This is a genomic window from Streptomyces sp. NBC_00726 (assembly GCF_045161735.1).
In the GTDB taxonomy this organism is placed as follows: Bacteria; Actinomycetota; Actinomycetes; order Streptomycetales; family Streptomycetaceae; genus Streptomyces.
Genome location: NZ_CP108983.1, coordinates 153,716 through 168,137, shown reverse-complemented (window position 1 = coordinate 168,137; position 14,422 = coordinate 153,716). Strand labels below are relative to the sequence as shown.

At 71.9% G+C, this 14,422-nt stretch carries 14 protein-coding genes; 10 read left to right on the top strand and 4 right to left on the bottom strand.

Annotation, left to right across the window (positions count from 1 at the left end):
- Positions 1-32: 32 nt before the first annotated feature.
- The 6 genes from OG338_RS00725 to OG338_RS00700 are packed head-to-tail and all read left to right on the top strand — an operon-like array spanning position 33 to position 4,102.
- A complete protein-coding gene (locus OG338_RS00725) occupies positions 33-467 on the top strand; it encodes a cupin domain-containing protein (RefSeq protein ID WP_361030151.1) in 435 nt (144 codons plus the stop codon).
- The gene (locus OG338_RS00720) at positions 464-1,723 is read left to right on the top strand and encodes a beta-ketoacyl-[acyl-carrier-protein] synthase family protein (RefSeq protein ID WP_405935434.1); all 1,260 of its coding nucleotides are present in this window, start codon (positions 464-466) and stop codon (positions 1,721-1,723) included. Before OG338_RS00725 ends, OG338_RS00720 begins: the two co-directional genes overlap by 4 nt.
- A complete protein-coding gene (locus OG338_RS00715; RefSeq protein ID WP_405935433.1) occupies positions 1,723-2,961 on the top strand; it encodes a beta-ketoacyl synthase N-terminal-like domain-containing protein in 1,239 nt (412 codons plus the stop codon). The genes OG338_RS00720 and OG338_RS00715 overlap by 1 nt, the downstream gene beginning before the upstream one ends.
- A gap of 49 nt (positions 2,962-3,010) precedes the next feature.
- Positions 3,011-3,268, top strand: a complete 258-nt coding sequence (locus tag OG338_RS00710) for an acyl carrier protein (RefSeq protein ID WP_018102926.1) — start codon at positions 3,011-3,013, stop codon at positions 3,266-3,268.
- A gap of 1 nt (position 3,269) precedes the next feature.
- Positions 3,270-3,749 carry an SRPBCC family protein gene (locus OG338_RS00705; RefSeq protein WP_405935432.1) on the top strand — a complete coding sequence of 160 codons (480 nt, stop codon included), beginning with the start codon at positions 3,270-3,272 and terminating at the stop codon, positions 3,747-3,749.
- A 20-nt stretch (positions 3,750-3,769) separates the two neighbouring features.
- Entirely contained in the window at positions 3,770-4,102 is a 333-nt protein-coding gene (locus OG338_RS00700) for a TcmI family type II polyketide cyclase (protein WP_018524503.1), read from the top strand.
- Between the two features lie 67 nt (positions 4,103-4,169).
- Here the strand turns inward: OG338_RS00700 and OG338_RS00695 are convergent, their stop codons facing one another.
- Together OG338_RS00695 and OG338_RS00690 are read right to left on the bottom strand one after the other, a co-directional pair.
- On the bottom strand, positions 4,170-5,231 hold the full coding sequence (locus tag OG338_RS00695; protein WP_405935431.1) for a methyltransferase: 1,062 nt from the start codon (positions 5,229-5,231) through the stop codon (positions 4,170-4,172).
- A 35-nt stretch (positions 5,232-5,266) separates the two neighbouring features.
- Positions 5,267-6,340, bottom strand: coding sequence for a nitrous oxide reductase family maturation protein NosD (locus OG338_RS00690; RefSeq protein ID WP_405935430.1), 1,074 nt, complete (start codon positions 6,338-6,340; stop codon positions 5,267-5,269).
- A gap of 108 nt (positions 6,341-6,448) precedes the next feature.
- Between OG338_RS00690 and OG338_RS00685 the strand changes: the two genes are divergently transcribed.
- Both OG338_RS00685 and OG338_RS00680 read left to right on the top strand, forming a co-directional pair.
- Positions 6,449-6,856, top strand: coding sequence for an ACT domain-containing protein (locus tag OG338_RS00685; protein WP_405935429.1), 408 nt, complete (start codon positions 6,449-6,451; stop codon positions 6,854-6,856).
- A 113-nt stretch (positions 6,857-6,969) separates the two neighbouring features.
- Positions 6,970-7,470: a hypothetical protein gene (locus OG338_RS00680; protein WP_026171499.1), complete on the top strand. Its 501-nt coding sequence runs from the start codon at positions 6,970-6,972 to the stop codon at positions 7,468-7,470.
- A gap of 55 nt (positions 7,471-7,525) precedes the next feature.
- On the opposite strand, the gene OG338_RS00675 is transcribed toward OG338_RS00680, so the two are convergent.
- On the bottom strand, positions 7,526-9,736 hold the full coding sequence (locus tag OG338_RS00675) for a terpene synthase family protein (protein WP_405935428.1): 2,211 nt from the start codon (positions 9,734-9,736) through the stop codon (positions 7,526-7,528).
- A 348-nt stretch (positions 9,737-10,084) separates the two neighbouring features.
- Here OG338_RS00675 and OG338_RS00670 point away from each other — a divergent pair, with 348 nt between their 5' ends.
- A complete protein-coding gene (locus OG338_RS00670; RefSeq protein ID WP_405935427.1) occupies positions 10,085-11,416 on the top strand; it encodes an N-acetylmuramoyl-L-alanine amidase in 1,332 nt (443 codons plus the stop codon).
- An 89-nt stretch (positions 11,417-11,505) separates the two neighbouring features.
- On the opposite strand, the gene OG338_RS00665 is transcribed toward OG338_RS00670, so the two are convergent.
- On the bottom strand, positions 11,506-12,642 hold the full coding sequence (locus tag OG338_RS00665; protein WP_405935426.1) for an aminoglycoside phosphotransferase family protein: 1,137 nt from the start codon (positions 12,640-12,642) through the stop codon (positions 11,506-11,508).
- 232 nt (positions 12,643-12,874) lie between these two features.
- On the opposite strand from OG338_RS00665, the gene OG338_RS00660 reads away from it, so the two are divergent.
- Positions 12,875-14,368 (top strand): hypothetical protein, encoded by a 1,494-nt coding sequence (locus OG338_RS00660; protein WP_405935425.1) that lies wholly within the window; start codon positions 12,875-12,877, stop codon positions 14,366-14,368.
- The last annotated feature ends 54 nt before the right edge of the window (positions 14,369-14,422 follow it).

The following is a 14,422-nucleotide window of genomic DNA, read 5'->3' as shown; positions in this document are numbered from 1 at the left end:
CACGCGCCCCGCGCCCAGGAGGAGAAGCAGAGATGACCACCCACCGGCCACGCATCGTGGACCTCAGTGAGACTCAGCCCAACACCAGGCGCGGAGGGGACCTGCGCGCCATGCTCACCCCCACCGCGGTGGGCGCCACCAGCGGCTTCATGGGCCTCGCCCTCGTCGACCCCGGCGACCGCATCGGCGAGCACTACCACCCGTACTCCGAGGAGTTCGTGTACGTCGTGCAGGGGCACCTGGAGGTCGACCTGGACGGGGAGACGCACACCATGCGCCCCGACCAGGGCCTGCTGATCCCCCCGCACGTCCGCCACCGCTTCCGCAACGTCGGCGACACCGAGGCCCGCATGGTCTTCCACCTCGGCCCGCTCGCCCCCCGCCCCGAACTCGGCCACGTCGACACCGAGGTGACCGAGACCGCCGAGCGGGGTGCCCCGCCAGAACGAACCGAGGCGGCCTCATGACCCGGCGCGTGGCGGTCACCGGAGTCGGCGTCGTCGCCCCGGGCGGCATCGGGGCCCCGGCCTTCTGGGACCTGCTCTCCAACGGCCGCACCGCGACCCGGGGCATCACCCTCTTCGACCCGGCGGGCTTCCGCTCCCGGATCGCCGCCGAGTGCGACTTCGACCCGGCCGCCCACGGCCTGGACGACGAGGACACCGCACGCGCGGACCGCTATGTGCAGTTCGCCATGGTCGCCGCCCGCGAGGCGCTGGCCGACGCCGGTCTGGACCCGGAGCACACCGACCCCTGGCGGATGGGCGTCTCCCTCGGCACCGCGGTCGGCGGCACCACCCGCCTGGAGCACGACTACGTCGCCGTCAGCGAGAAGGGCGCGCGCTGGGACGTCGACCACCGGCGGGCCGGCGCCCACCTGGAACGCGCCTTCTCGCCCAGCTCGCTGGCCTCCGCCGTCGCCGAACAGGTCGGCGCCCACGGCCCCGTGCAGACCGTCTCCACCGGCTGCACCTCCGGCCTGGACGCCATCGGCTACGCCTTCCACTCCATCGAGGAGGGCCGGGTCGACGTCTGCATAGCCGGGGCGTCGGACTCGCCGATCACCCCGATCACCGTAGCCTGCTTCGACGCGATCAAGGCGACCTCGCCCAACAACGACGACGCGGAACACGCCTCCCGCCCCTTCGACGCACGCCGCGACGGCTTCGTCATGGGCGAGGGCGGAGCCGTACTCGTCCTGGAGGAACTGGAACACGCCCGGGCCCGCGGGGCGACGGTGTACTGCGAGATCGCCGGCTACGCCACCTTCGGCAACGCGTACCACATGACCGGGCTCACCCCCGAGGGCCTGGAAATGGCCGAGGCCATCGACCGGGCGCTCGGCCACGGCCGGATCTCCCCACAGGACATCGACTACGTCAACGCGCACGGCTCGGGCACCAAGCAGAACGACCGGCACGAGACCGCCGCCGTCAAACGGGCCCTCGGCGCCCACGCCCGCCAGGTGCCGATGAGCTCCATCAAGTCGATGGTGGGCCACTCCCTCGGCGCGATCGGGGCGATAGAGATCGCCGCCTGTGTGCTGGCCCTGGTCAACCAGACGGTGCCGCCGACGGCCAACTACGAGTCCCCGGACCCGGAGTGCGACCTCGACTACGTGCCGCGCACCGCCCGCCCCCTGAAGCTGCGCAGCGTCCTCTCGGTCGGCAGCGGCTTCGGCGGCTTCCAGTCCGCGGTGGCCCTGACCCGAGGGAGGACATGATGAGCAGCCCAAAGGCCCGGCGCACCGTTGTCACCGGCATCGGCGTCGTCGCCCCCAACGGCACCGGCACCGAAGCCTTCTGGAAACGCACCCAGGAGGGCATGAGCGTCCTGGACCGGGTCACCCGCGAAGGCTGCGAGGACCTGCCGCTGCACGTCGCCGGCGAGGTCCGCGGCTTCGACCCGGTCGCGCTCGTCGAGGAGCGCTATCTCGTCCAGACCGACCGGTTCACGCACTTCGCGATGGCCGCCGCCGACATGGCCCTGGACGACGCCCGGCTCGGCCGCGCCGACTACCAGGACCGGCCGTTCGGCGTCGGCGTGGTCACCGCGGCCGGCTCCGGCGGCGGCGAGTTCGGCCAGCGCGAACTACAGCGGCTGTGGGGCCAGGGCTCCACCTATGTCGGCCCCTACCAGTCGATCGCCTGGTTCTACGCGGCCAGCACCGGCCAGATCTCCATCCGCGGCGGCTTCAAGGGCCCCTGCGCGGTGGTGGCCAGCGACGAGGCGGGCGGCCTCGACGCGCTCGCGCACGCCGACCGCTCCGTGCGGCGCGGCACCGACGCGGTCGTGGTCGGCGCCGCGGAGGCCCCGCTGGCGCCGTACTCCGTGGTCTGCCAGCTCGGCTACCGCGACCTCAGCGCCGTCGAGGAGCCGACGCGCGCCTACCGCCCCTTCACCTCGGACGCCTGCGGCTTCGTGCCCGCCGAGGGCGGCGCGATGTTCGTGGTCGAGGAGGAGGAGTCGGCCCGCGAGCGCGGTGCCCGGGTTCGGGCGGAGATCGCGGGCCACGCCGCCACCTTCACCACGGCCGCCCACTGGGAGGAGTCCCGCGAGGGCCTCGCCCACGCCATCGCGGGCGCGCTGCGGGAGGCCGGCTGCGCCCCCGACGAGGTCGACGTCGTCTTCGCGGACGCGCTCGGCTCGCCGGCCGCCGACCGGGCCGAGGCGCTGGCGCTGGCCGACGCGCTCGGCCCGCACAGCCGGCGCGTCCCGGTGACCGCCCCCAAGACCGGCATCGGCCGGGCCTACTGCGGGGGACCGGTGCTGGACGCGGCGGCGGCCGTCCTGGCCATGGAGAACGGCCTCGTCCCGCCCACGCCCAACGTCTTCGAGGTCTGCCACGACCTCGACGTCGTCACCGAGCGGGCCCGCCCCGCCGAACTGCGCACCGCGCTCGTGCTCAGCCGCGGCCTCATGGGCTCCAACGCGGCCCTGGTGCTCCGGCGCCCCGCCTGACCCCGTCCACCCCCGCGCGTCCACCCCTCGTGAGAAGGAGCAGTCCCTCATGACCGAACGACTGACGTACGCAGAACTCGCCGCCCTCATGAAGAAGGGCGCCGGCCTCTCCGTCGACCCCAAGGAGATGGAGAACCGCTCCGACGCCGCCTTCGACGAGTACGGCCTCGACTCCCTCGGCCTGCTCGGCATCGTCGGCGTACTGGAGAACCGGCACGGGCAGCCGCTGCCGGCCGACGCGGACCGGTGCAAGACGCCCCGCGAGTTCCTCGACCTCGTCAACAACAGCCTCATGACAGGAGCCTGACGTGTCCGGACACACCGAGAACGAGATCGTCATCGCCGCCCCCCTGGACCTCGTCTGGGACATGACGAACGACCTGGAGAACTGGCCGCAGCTGTTCAGTGAGTACGCGGCCGTCGAGGTCCTGGAACGGGACGGCGAGCGCACCACCTTCCGCCTGACCATGCACCCCGACGAGAACGGCAAGGTGTGGAGCTGGGTCTCCGAGCGCACCACCGACCGGCCGGGCCGCAACGTCCGGGCCCGCCGCGTCGAACCCGGACCGTTCCAGCACATGGACATCCGGTGGGAGTACGCGGAAGTCCCCGGCGGCACCCGCATGCGCTGGCAGCAGGACTTCGCGATGCGCCCCGACGCGCCGGTGGACGACGCCTGGATGACCGACAACATCAACCGGAACTCCAAGGTCCAGATGGCGCTGATCCGGGACAGGATCGAGCAGCGCGACCGCGAGCGCCGCTCCGCCGCCGTCCCGGCCAACTGACCGGCAGAGAGGCACCACCCATGCACCACGCACTGATCGTCGCCCGGATGGCGCCGGGATCCGCCCCGGACATCGCGGAACTGTTCGCCGCGTCCGACAACAGCGAACTGCCGCATCTGGTCGGCGTCACCCGCCGCAAGCTCTTCCAGTTCGGCGACGTCTACCTGCACATGATCGAGTCCGAGCGCCCGCCCGGCCCCGAGATCGCCAAGGTGACCGAGCACCCGGAGTTCCGGGCCATCAGCGAACGGCTCACCGCCTTCGTCAGCCCGTACGACCCCGAGACCTGGCGCGGGCCCAAGGACGCGATGGCCCAGGAGTTCTACCGCTGGGAGCGCGGCGCCACCGCGTGAGCGACGCCGACCGCCCCGGTCCCCCCTCTTCGGCGGGGACCGGGGCGGTTTCGCGTACGCCCGGGGGTCAGCCGGGCACCACGCACTCGAAGGCGTGCAGATACGGATTGACCGGCCGGACGCCGTCGATCCGCAGCCCCGCCCCGGACAGCCGGTCCACCAGGCTCTGCCGGGTGTGCTTGGCGCCGCCCACGTTCAGGAGCAGCAGCAGGTCCATGGCGGTCGTGAACCGCATCGACGGGGTGTCGTCCACCAGGTTCTCGATGACGACGACCCGGGCACCGGGGCGGGCCGCCCGGACGACGGCGGCGAGCGCCCGGCGGGTGGACTCGTCGTCCCACTCCAGGATGTTCTTGATGATGTACAGGTCGGCGGTGACCGGGATGCCCTCCCGGCAGTCCCCGGCCACGATGGCCGCCCGCCCGGCCAGCGCACCGCCGTCCCGCAGCCGCTCGTCGGCCCGGGCGATCACCCCCGGCAGGTCCATCAGGGTGCCGCTCACCGACGGGTGCTTCTCCAGCAGGCTCGCCAGCACATGCCCCTGGCCGCCGCCGATGTCGGCCACCGACGACACACCGGTGAGGTCGAGCAGGGCGGCGACGTCCAGCGCCGACTGCACGCTGGAGGTGGTCATCGCCGCGTTGAACACCTGCGCCGACTCGTGGGCGTCCTGGTGGAGGTAGTCGAAGAACTCCTTCCCGAACACGTCCTCGAAGACATGGCCGCCCGAGCGCACCGCGTCATCGAGCCGGGGCCACACCTCCCAGGTCCAGGGCTCGGTGCACCACAGCGAGATCGCCCGCAGACTGTCCGGGGCGTCCTCCCGCAGCAGCCGGGACATGTCGGTGTGCGCGAAGGTGCCGTCGGCGTTCTCCGTGAAGACGCCGTAGCAGGCCAGCGCCCGCAGCAGCCGCCGCAGCGGCCCGGGCTCGGCCCCCACCGCCTCGGCGAGCCGCTCCGGGGTCTCCGGGGCGTCGCCGAGCGCGTCGGGGACACCCAGCCGGGCGACGGCGCGCACGGCGGCGGAGCGGGCCGCGCCGAACACGAGCTCGCGCAGCCGCATCGCCGGCTGCGGGGTGGGAAAGGGCTGGACGGGAGTGGTGCCGGGGGTGGTGCTCACGGTGGTCATGCCGTCTCGCTTCTCCTCGTGCGGGGGGTCACCGGTCAGCACATCCCGGCCGGTGCGGAGGTCGTGCAGACATTGCCGGTGAACCGGTTGCCCGTGCCGGTGTCCCGGTTCGCCAGGTCCGCGGGCTGATTGCCGAGGACGACGTTGCCGCTGACGGTGTTGTCGGTGTTCTTCGCGCCCACGAAGCTCTTGAACAGCACGACACCGCCCGACAGCGGGGTCGCGCCCACGTTGTCGCGGATCTCGTTGTTCCGTACCTCGGTGGACTCGGCGCCGGTCAGCACGATCCCGGAACCCTGGATCGCGGGCAGCCGGTCGGTGGCGGCGCAGAACTTGTTGTTACCGGTGATCCGGTTGGAGCGGACCGACATGGCACCGGCCTGCGGAGTGCCCTCGTCGCCCACGACGAACACCCCGCTGCAGTTCGCGGTGAAGGTGTTGCCGCGCACCGACAGGTTGCGCACCCGCCGCGCGGTGAACCCGATCCGGTTGCCGGTCAGGGTGTTGCCCCGGACCAGGGTGCCGCCGGTGTCGGTGGCACCACCCTCCTCGTCGACGCTGTTGGCGACGAAGATGCCCGCGTCCCCGTTGGAGCGGGCAGTGCTGTCCCGGAGGTCGGAGCGGGTGGACCGCTGCTGCGCGATGCCCCAGACACCGTTGGCGTCGGCGGTCACCGAGCGGACGGACAGCCGGTCCGTCCAGGACGCCCACAGGCCGCTGCGGGCGAACCCGGTGACGCGCAGGGACCTGACGGTCACCCCGTCCACGGTGCCGCCCGCCGTCCCCAGGACGCAGATCCCGTTGCCCGCACCCGCGCAGTCGTCACCGGCGGCGGCGCGGCCGGCCCCGGGCATGATGACCGTGTCGTCCCCGGAGCCGCGCAGGGTCAGGTCCGGCGTGCTGATCCGGACGCTCTCGCGGTAGGTCCCGGGCCGGACGACGATGGTGTCCCCGGGCCGTGCGGCGTCCACCGCCGCCTGGATGGACTGACCCGGTGACACCACGCGCGCACCGGCCGCGGCGGCCGGTACGGACGGCACCGCCGCGGCCAGTCCGGCGGCCGAGGCGGCTGCGATGCTCACGAGGCGTGTGATGTGTCGTTTCCTCATGAGCCGAAGCTATGGGCGATCCCGGCTCGGTGCCACGCACGGTGACCGGTTGGACGCGGGACGTGCCCGAATGGCTCACGCCCGCACCCCGTCGGTAGCGTGGTCGCCGTGACAGCCGAAAGCGATCTCCGCGTCCTGCTGAGCGGCCTGAGCCCCGAGCCCCGCCCCGGCCGGTACGTCTACGCCACCGTGCCCGGCGCCACTCCGCCCGCCGGCGTCGCGCCCGTCGTCACGGTCCGCGAGAGCGAAGGGCTCACCCTGGTCCTCCCCGAGGCCGAGGCCGCGGTGGCCGGGCTGACGTACACCTATGTCGCCGGCTGGATCACCCTGCGGGTCCACTCGGCACTGGACGCGGTCGGGCTGACCGCCGCGGTGTCGCTCGCGCTCACCGACGCGGGGATCAGCTGCAACGTGGTGGCGGGGTTTCACCACGACCACCTCTTCGTGCCGTACGAGCGGCTGGACGACGCCGTCGACGTGCTGGAACGGCTGGCCGCGGAGTCCCGCACCGGGTGAGAGGTGTGCCCGCGGGGGAGGTGTGAGGTGTACGGAGGCGTGCCCCCGGGCCTGGGCATATGCCGGTCCGGGCCCGGCTCGGCGGGGTGAGCTGGGACACGTAACATATGTGCATGTCCTTCCTCCGCCGCCGCAGCGCCGCCACACCCGCGGGCCCCGACTTCGACGTCCTGGCCATGGACCCCGGTGACTGGCCCGGCAACCTCGGCGCCGGTCTGCTCCCCGCACCCGACGGCAGCTGCCAGGGTGTGTTCCTCCGGTACGACCTGTTCGGCGGGCGCGGCCCCGCGATGATCATCGGCAACCTGCCGGAGGGCTCGCCCGCGCGCGAGACCGAGGAGGGGCAGGTCCCGTTCGAGGTGGCCCAGTTGCTGCTGGCGCTGGAGAACGACGAGCCGGTCGAGGTCACCGGCACCGAGGACATGCCGGTCATGCAGGGCGACAACCTCATGATCGTGCGCCGGGTGAAGCTCTCCGAGAGCCGTATCTCCTGTGTGCAGTTCGACCGCAGCGACGGTGTGCTCGTCACCATCGCCAGCTGGGACCGGCCCATCACCGACGATCTGTACGCCCTCCTCAAGCCGCTGCCCGCCGAACTCTTCCAGCAGGGCTGAGCACACACCAGGTCACCGGGCCGCACCGCCCGGTGACCTGGTGTGCCGCCCGGGGCTACACCTTCACCTCCGGCAGCCGACCGAACAGCGCCGTCACCTGCGCCGCCGAAGTACCCAGCCCCGTGGGGCCGTTGAGGTGCCACGGGGCGGCGCCCCGCCGAAGATCCTCCTCGCGATAGCGCCGGCAGCCCCGGTGCCAGATCAGGATGCCCGCGAGCCAGTGCTTCAGCTCCCGCACATAGCCCGCAAGGGTCTCCCGCGCCTCCGCGTCCAGGCCGAAGTCGTCGTACAGCACCGGAAGTTCGTTTTCCGCGACATGCAGGAACTGCCGCAGCCGCGACTTCATCAGGTCGTAGAGGATCGCCATCCCCGTCGGGTAGTCCACCCCGAAGAAGTTCTGCACCACCAGGACCCCGTTGTGCACCTCCCCCTCGTACTCGATCTCCTTCTGGTACGAGAACAGGTCGTTGAGCAGCGCCGCGTAGTCGGCGGCCGCGTTCTCCAGGGAGCGCAGCGGGCCGCTCTCGTAGATCTCGCGCGGCACCTTCCGGCCGTGCCCGATCCGGCACAGGCTCATCGTCAGATCCGAGCCGAACGTCATGCGCCGCATCTCGACGTAGTCCACCGGATCGGGAATCCGGTGCTGCGCCTGGTTCGCCAGCTCCCACAGCCAGCTCGCCGTCATGTCCTCCACGGACTTGCGGAAGGCGCGCCGCCCGGCGTCGTCCATCGGCCCCGCCGTACGCTCCCAGAGGTCGCCGAGCCCCCGTTCCAGCGCGTTGACCGGCTCCGGCACCGGACTCCCGTCCAGCGGCATGAACAGCGACAGCCGCTCATTGGCCAGCCGGGCGCCCGCCAGATCGCGGGTCCGGCCGTGCACCACCGGGAACCAGTCGTCGCCGTACGTCCCCCACGCCAGCCACCCCGAGGACAGGTCGAGCCCGTCCGGCGTCGCGTCCGGGTGGATACCGGCGGCGCAGAGCGGCAGGTCGATCGCCCGCAACCGCTGCTCGTCCCAGATGTGTGAACCCGGCACCCCCGGCTGCGGCCCCAGGATGCCCATCCGGTCGGCCCAGACCACCATCCGCTCCCGGGCACCCTCCAGATGCGGGCTCAGCGTCGTGTCGAAGGGCAGGTCGAAGTCGGGCAGCAACGACGGGCCCACGTGCTGGAAGAGCACATGGCTGTGGCTGCGCAGCCTGGCCGACTCGGAGCGCCGGGTGAACCGGACCGACGCGGCGGACATCCCGAAGCCCGGCTCGGCCTCACCCGCCCCGCCGTCGTTCATGTAGCGGCTGGAGCGCATGTGCCACTCATGGCCGCCCGACTGCCAGTCCTGCAACCCCTTCACATAGGCCCCGACCGCGGCCGTCTGCGCCGCGTCCAGGCCCTTGGCCGCGCAGAGCGGGCCCACCTCGGTCAGCGCCGTGTTCTCGAACTGCTGGAGCCTGGACGTCAGCAGGTCGTTCACCGCCTCGGCCGCCTCCTGCGTCGAGCAGCCGAGGAACCGCTCCAGGACCAGCACCCCATTGCTGTTCTCGCCCTCGTCCTCCACCTCGCGCTGGTACGAGAAGAGGTCGTTGCGCAGATGAACCCCGTCCGAGAACGCGTCGCTCAGCACCCGCAGCGCCCGTTCACCGGCCACCGCCTCCGGCACCTCGGCCCCGGCCGCGTACTCCACGAGACCGGCCGACCAGGGCGCACCGCCCACCTTGCGGCGCATCTCGATGTACTCGACGGGGTTCGCGATGCGGCCCTCGTTGATGTTGGCGAGCTCCCACAGCGACTCGTTGAGGAGGTTGCGCGTCGACTCCGCGAACCGCACCCGCCACGCGTCCGACATCGCGGGCACCGTACGCGCCCACAGATCCGCGAGCCCCGCCTCCACCGGGTTCTCCGGCTCCGGCACCGGCGCCCCGCGCTCCATCGGCATGAACGCGGGCAGCCGGTCCAGATACCGCTTCCCGCCCTCCCGGTCCGGGGTCCGCTTGAACAGCTCCAGGAAGTGGTCGTCGAAGAAGAAGACCCACACATACCAGTCGGTGACCAGCGACAGCGCCTCCGCCGAGCAGTCGGGGTGGGTGTACGCGCACAGCAGCGCGTAGTCGTGCGCGTCGAGGTCCTTCTCCTCCCAGATACCGGACCCCTCCAGCATCCCCATGGCCCGCGCCCACGTCTTGGTGTGCTGCCGGGCCTCCTCCACATGGGGGTTGAGACGCGCCGGATACGGAACATAGAAATCCGGCAGGGTGAACGGCTGAGCCATGTGCGTCCGGCCTTTCCGAGAGCCATCGCGTGAGTTCCACGCGCATCGGTCCTGTCGGCGCCAGCACTACCCTTGGTCCGTTCGGGGCACGCACAGCCGCGATTAGTCACACCGCAGAGCGCCCGTTCGAGGGACACCCGTGCCGGTCCGTACGCGTAAAACCCTGGTAACGGGCCGTCGCCACACCCCCGCCGATTCCCGCCCTTCGCAGGTCACATGCTCTGTCAGTGGTCTGGTCCAGTGGCTCAACGCGCGGCGTTCCCAGCACTCTTGACGCCACTTCACCTCAGGTCACAGAGTGTGCGCGCACACCCGCCACGGCTCCACCCGGCTCTACGAAGGGTTGTCATGACGTCCAAGCAGCGGACCAGGCTCGCACTCGCCTTCACCACCGCCGGGGCGCTGAGCCTCGCGCTGCTCGGCCCGGCCGCCCCGGCCGGCGCCGGCGGGGTCCGGCCCGAGTGCCCGCGCTCTCTCGCCTGCGACTGGGTCCCGGCCGCCTACCAGCAGACCGGCGACCCGGCCGACAAGGAGACGTACGGCAACTACGACACCGCCGACCGGCCGCACACCAACAAGATCAAGTTCATCGTGCTGCACGACACCGAGGAGGACTTCGACACCACGCTGAAGATCTTCCAGAACCCGCTGAAGCAGACCTCGGCCCACTACGTCGTACGCTCCGCCGACGGCCATGTCACCCAGATGGTCAGGAACAAGGACGTCGCCTGGCAGGCCGGCAACTGGTACGTCAACAGCCACTCCATCGGCATCGAACAGGAAGGCGTCGCCGTCGACGGCGCCCAGTGGTACACCCCCGAGATGTACCGCTCCACCGCCGCGCTGGTGCGCTACCTCGCCGCCGAGTACGACATCCCGCTCGACCGCCAGCACATCATCGGCCACGACGGCGTCCCGCCCACCAGCGCCGCCGGCACCAAGGGCATGCACTGGGACCCGGGCACCTACTGGGACTGGAACCACTTCATGACGCTCCTCGGCAGGCCCACCCTGCCGACCGCCCGCCCCGGCAGCCAACTGGTCACCGTCAGCCCGGACTTCAAGAAGAACAAGCAGGCGTTCCGGGACTGCGAGAAGAACGTCGACCTGCCTGTCCAGGGTTCCAGCGCCGTCCCGCTGCACACCGCGCCCTCCGATGACGCACCCCTCTTCTCCGACCCCGGCATCCACACCGACGGCTCACCCGGCACCAACTGCGCGTCCGACTGGGGCAGCAAGATCAGCGCCACCCAGCAGGCCGTCGTCGCCGGCCGCGCCCCCGGCTGGACGGCCATCTGGTGGTACGGCGAGAAGGCGTGGTTCCGCACCCCCGCCCACACCCGCACCACCGTCCCCACCTCCGGCTACGTCGTCCGTCCGAAGGCCGGCAAGGCGGAGGTGCCGGTGTACGGGGTCGCCTACCCGGAGAAGTCGGAGTACCCGGCGGATTTCGCGGACCAGCGGGTCGGCACACCGCTCCAGTACACGATCAAGGCCGGCCAGTCCTACCCCGGCGGCGGCGAGGCGCCCACCGGCTTCTTCTACGCACCGACGATCGACGCCTCCCTCCCGCTGGACCACACGTACTTCAAGGGCGGGGAGAAGTATGTGACGGTACAGATCGGCCACCGCGTCGCCTTCGTCAAGGCGTCCGACGTGGACATCGTCCGCGCCCGCTGAGCCCTGCCGCGGGCGCCCGCACACGACAGCGCGCCGCGGGCCCGGTGTGTCGGCACCGGACCCGCGGCGCGCCCCATGGGGCCGGCCGGTCAGCGGGTGCCGACCGCCGCCCGTACGGCGTTGCGGGCCATCGCGCAGTCGTCGTGCAGCCGGCGCAGCAGCAGCCGCTGCTCCTCGCCCGGGGCGAGCGCACCCGCCCGGTCCTGCACGGCCCGGGCGGGCCCGGCCTCCCGCATGGCCCGCTGCACGGCCGTCTCGTACCGGCGGATCTCCCGCGTGAGTACGAGCATCAGGTTGACCAGGAACGCGTCACGCGCCGCCGGACCGGCCACCTGCGCCAGCTTGCTGATCTCGCGCCGCGCCACCGGGGCGTCACCCAGCACCGTCCACAGCGTCGCCAGGTCGTACCCGGGCAGATACCAGCCCGCGTGTTCCCAGTCCACCAGCACCGGACCCGTGGGCGACAGCAGGATGTTGGACAGCAGCGCGTCCCCGTGGCAGAACTGCCCCGTCGCGCCGCGCCCGCCGGAGTGGGCGATCCCGTGCAGCAGCTTCTGAAGGTCGCCCAGGTCCCGGTCGGTGAACAGGCCCAGCTCGTGGTAGCGGGCGATCCGCGCCGCGTAGTCCAGCGGCGCCTCGAACAGGCCCGCCGGCGGACGCCAGGCGTTCACCCGGGCCACCGCCCCCAGCACGGCGCGCAGGTCGGCGCGGGGCGGCGCCTCGGCGGGGTGGCGGGTCAGGGCGGCCACCCGGCCCGGCATCCGCTCGATGACCAGCGTGCAGTTCTCCGGGTCCGCGGCGATGAGCCGGGGCACCCGGACCGGCGGGCGGTGCCGGACGAACGCCCGGTATGCCGCTATTTCGTGCCGGAACCGCTCCGACCACGCGGGGGAGTGGTCCAGTAAACACTTCGCCACCGCCGTCGCCCGCCCCGTGGAGCCGACCAGCAGCACCGAACGCCCGCTGCGCCGCAGCACCTGCACCGGATTGAACTCCGGGCAGATCCGGTGCACGGACGCGATGACCATCCTCAGCTGGGCGCCCTGGGGGCCCGACAGGTCCAGCCGTCCGCCGAGCGAGGGGGCGCCGGGGCCGCCCGGCCGCCGGGGCCGCCCGATGCCGGGGGCCGGGACGGTGGCGCGCGGGTCGAGATACGGTCCGCCGCCCGCCTGGAGCGGACGCAGCGGCCGGGGCGGGGCGGACACGGAGGACGATGCTGTGTACATGGGCGTTACAGATCCCTTCGTGCGCCGACAAGTTGCGTGCGCCGCCCCGGCCGGCGGCCGTTCGGCACCCTGGGGAGTACCTAGGGCTGCCGGGCGGGGTTGCGCTTTCCTACCTGACACCGGGGCACGGGTGTCTCTCGACATAGCGCACCCTGGCGAAACCCTGGCGAATAGTCACAGGGCATCTGACGCGGGGTTACTGTCAACACAGCCGAGAACCTGGGGGCTTGACGTGACCGGAGAACCCAACACCCGCCTGTCGGACCTGTTCGGCCTTGCCGGCTGGTCCAAGGGCGAACTCGCGAGAATGGTGAACCGGAAGGCGGCGGCCATGGGCCATCCGCAACTGGCCACCGACACCTCGCGCGTGAGGCGCTGGATCGACATGGGGGAGTCCCCCCGCGATCCCGTGCCGAAGGTGCTGGCGGCTCTGTTCACCGAGCGGCTCGGTCGTGTCGTGACCATCGAGGACCTCGGGTTCGGCCGGCGCGGGCGTGCGGGAAAGCGGCGAGAGGCCGGGACGCAGGACAATCCCGAGCAACTTCCGTGGGCGCCCGAACGGACGGCAGCGGTCCTCACCGAATTCACGGGAATGGACCTCATGCTCAACCGACGCGGCTTGATGAGCGCGGGCGCCGTGCTCACCGCCGGCTCCGCCATCGCCGGCCCCATGTACGACTGGCTGCACACCGACCCCGCACTGGCGGCGGAGGCCCCGCGCGCCGGTCACACCCCGCACGCGGATCAGGCCGGCTTCGACCTGTACGAGGCCGCCCCCATCGGCTCCGAGGAGATCGAGGCGCTGGAGCGCTCCGTCGAGGTGTTCCGCGCCTGGGACGCGTCGCGGGGCGGCGGCCTCCAGCGCAAGGCCGTGGTGGGCCAGCTCAACGAGGTGGGCGGCATGCTCGCCTACCACCACCCCGCCCACCTCCAGAAGCGGTTGTGGGGCGTCGCGGCCAACCTCGCCGTCCTGGCGGGGTGGATGTCGCACGACGTCGGCCTCGAACCCACCGCGCAGAAGTACTTCGTCATCGCCGCGCACGCGGCACGCGAGGGCGGCGACCGCCCGCGCGCCGGCGAGGCCCTGTCCCGCGCGGCCCGCCAGATGGTCCACCTGGGCCGTCCCGACGACGCGCTGGACCTGATGAAGCTCGCCAAGTCCGGCTCCGGCGACGAAGTCCTGCCGCGCACCCGGGCGATGCTCTGCACCATCGAGGCGTGGGCGCAGGCATCCATGGGCCGGGGCCAGGCCATGCGGCGCACCCTGGGCCTGGCCGAGGAGCTCTTCGTCTCGGACAAGACCGATGTGCCGCCGCCGAGCTGGATGCAGATGTTCGACGAGGCCGACATGCACGGCATGCAGGCCCTGGCCTTCCGGACGCTCGCCGAACACGACCCCTCGGCGGCGATCGTCGCCCAGCGGCACGCGAAGCAGGCCCTGGAGCTGCGGGTCAACGGCCGTGAGCGGTCGAAGATCTTCGACTACATCTCGCTCGCCTCGGCGTGCTTCATCGGCGACGACCCGGAACAGGCCGACCGCTACGCCCGGCTCGCCCTGGTCACGATGGGGGAGACCTCCTCCCACCGGACCTGGGACCGGCTGCGCGAGATGTACCGGCTGACCGGGCAGTTCGCCGGGTACGCGAAGATCGAGGACCTGCGCGAGGAGATCCAGCTCGCGGTACCGCCGAGCCAGCGCAAGAAGCCGGGGAGCGCCGCGATCTGAGCAGCCCCGGGACGCGATGAACGCCGGGCTCCGCCGAAGGGGTCCTTCGCTTCC

Excerpts from the sequence above, each read along its gene's own strand:
- OG338_RS00725 (WP_361030151.1), top strand. The coding sequence starts at position 33 with ATGACCACCCACCGGCCACGCATCGTGGACCTCAGTGAGACTCAGCCC.
- OG338_RS00720 (WP_405935434.1), top strand. The coding sequence starts at position 464 with ATGACCCGGCGCGTGGCGGTCACCGGAGTCGGCGTCGTCGCCCCGGGC.
- OG338_RS00715 (WP_405935433.1), top strand. The coding sequence starts at position 1,723 with ATGAGCAGCCCAAAGGCCCGGCGCACCGTTGTCACCGGCATCGGCGTC.
- OG338_RS00710 (WP_018102926.1), top strand. The coding sequence starts at position 3,011 with ATGACCGAACGACTGACGTACGCAGAACTCGCCGCCCTCATGAAGAAG.
- OG338_RS00700 (WP_018524503.1), top strand. The coding sequence starts at position 3,770 with ATGCACCACGCACTGATCGTCGCCCGGATGGCGCCGGGATCCGCCCCG.
- OG338_RS00695 (WP_405935431.1), bottom strand. The coding sequence starts at position 5,231 with ATGACCACCGTGAGCACCACCCCCGGCACCACTCCCGTCCAGCCCTTT.
- OG338_RS00690 (WP_405935430.1), bottom strand. The coding sequence starts at position 6,340 with ATGAGGAAACGACACATCACACGCCTCGTGAGCATCGCAGCCGCCTCG.
- OG338_RS00680 (WP_026171499.1), top strand. The coding sequence starts at position 6,970 with ATGTCCTTCCTCCGCCGCCGCAGCGCCGCCACACCCGCGGGCCCCGAC.
- OG338_RS00675 (WP_405935428.1), bottom strand. The coding sequence starts at position 9,736 with ATGGCTCAGCCGTTCACCCTGCCGGATTTCTATGTTCCGTATCCGGCG.
- OG338_RS00670 (WP_405935427.1), top strand. The coding sequence starts at position 10,085 with ATGACGTCCAAGCAGCGGACCAGGCTCGCACTCGCCTTCACCACCGCC.
- OG338_RS00665 (WP_405935426.1), bottom strand. The coding sequence starts at position 12,642 with ATGTACACAGCATCGTCCTCCGTGTCCGCCCCGCCCCGGCCGCTGCGT.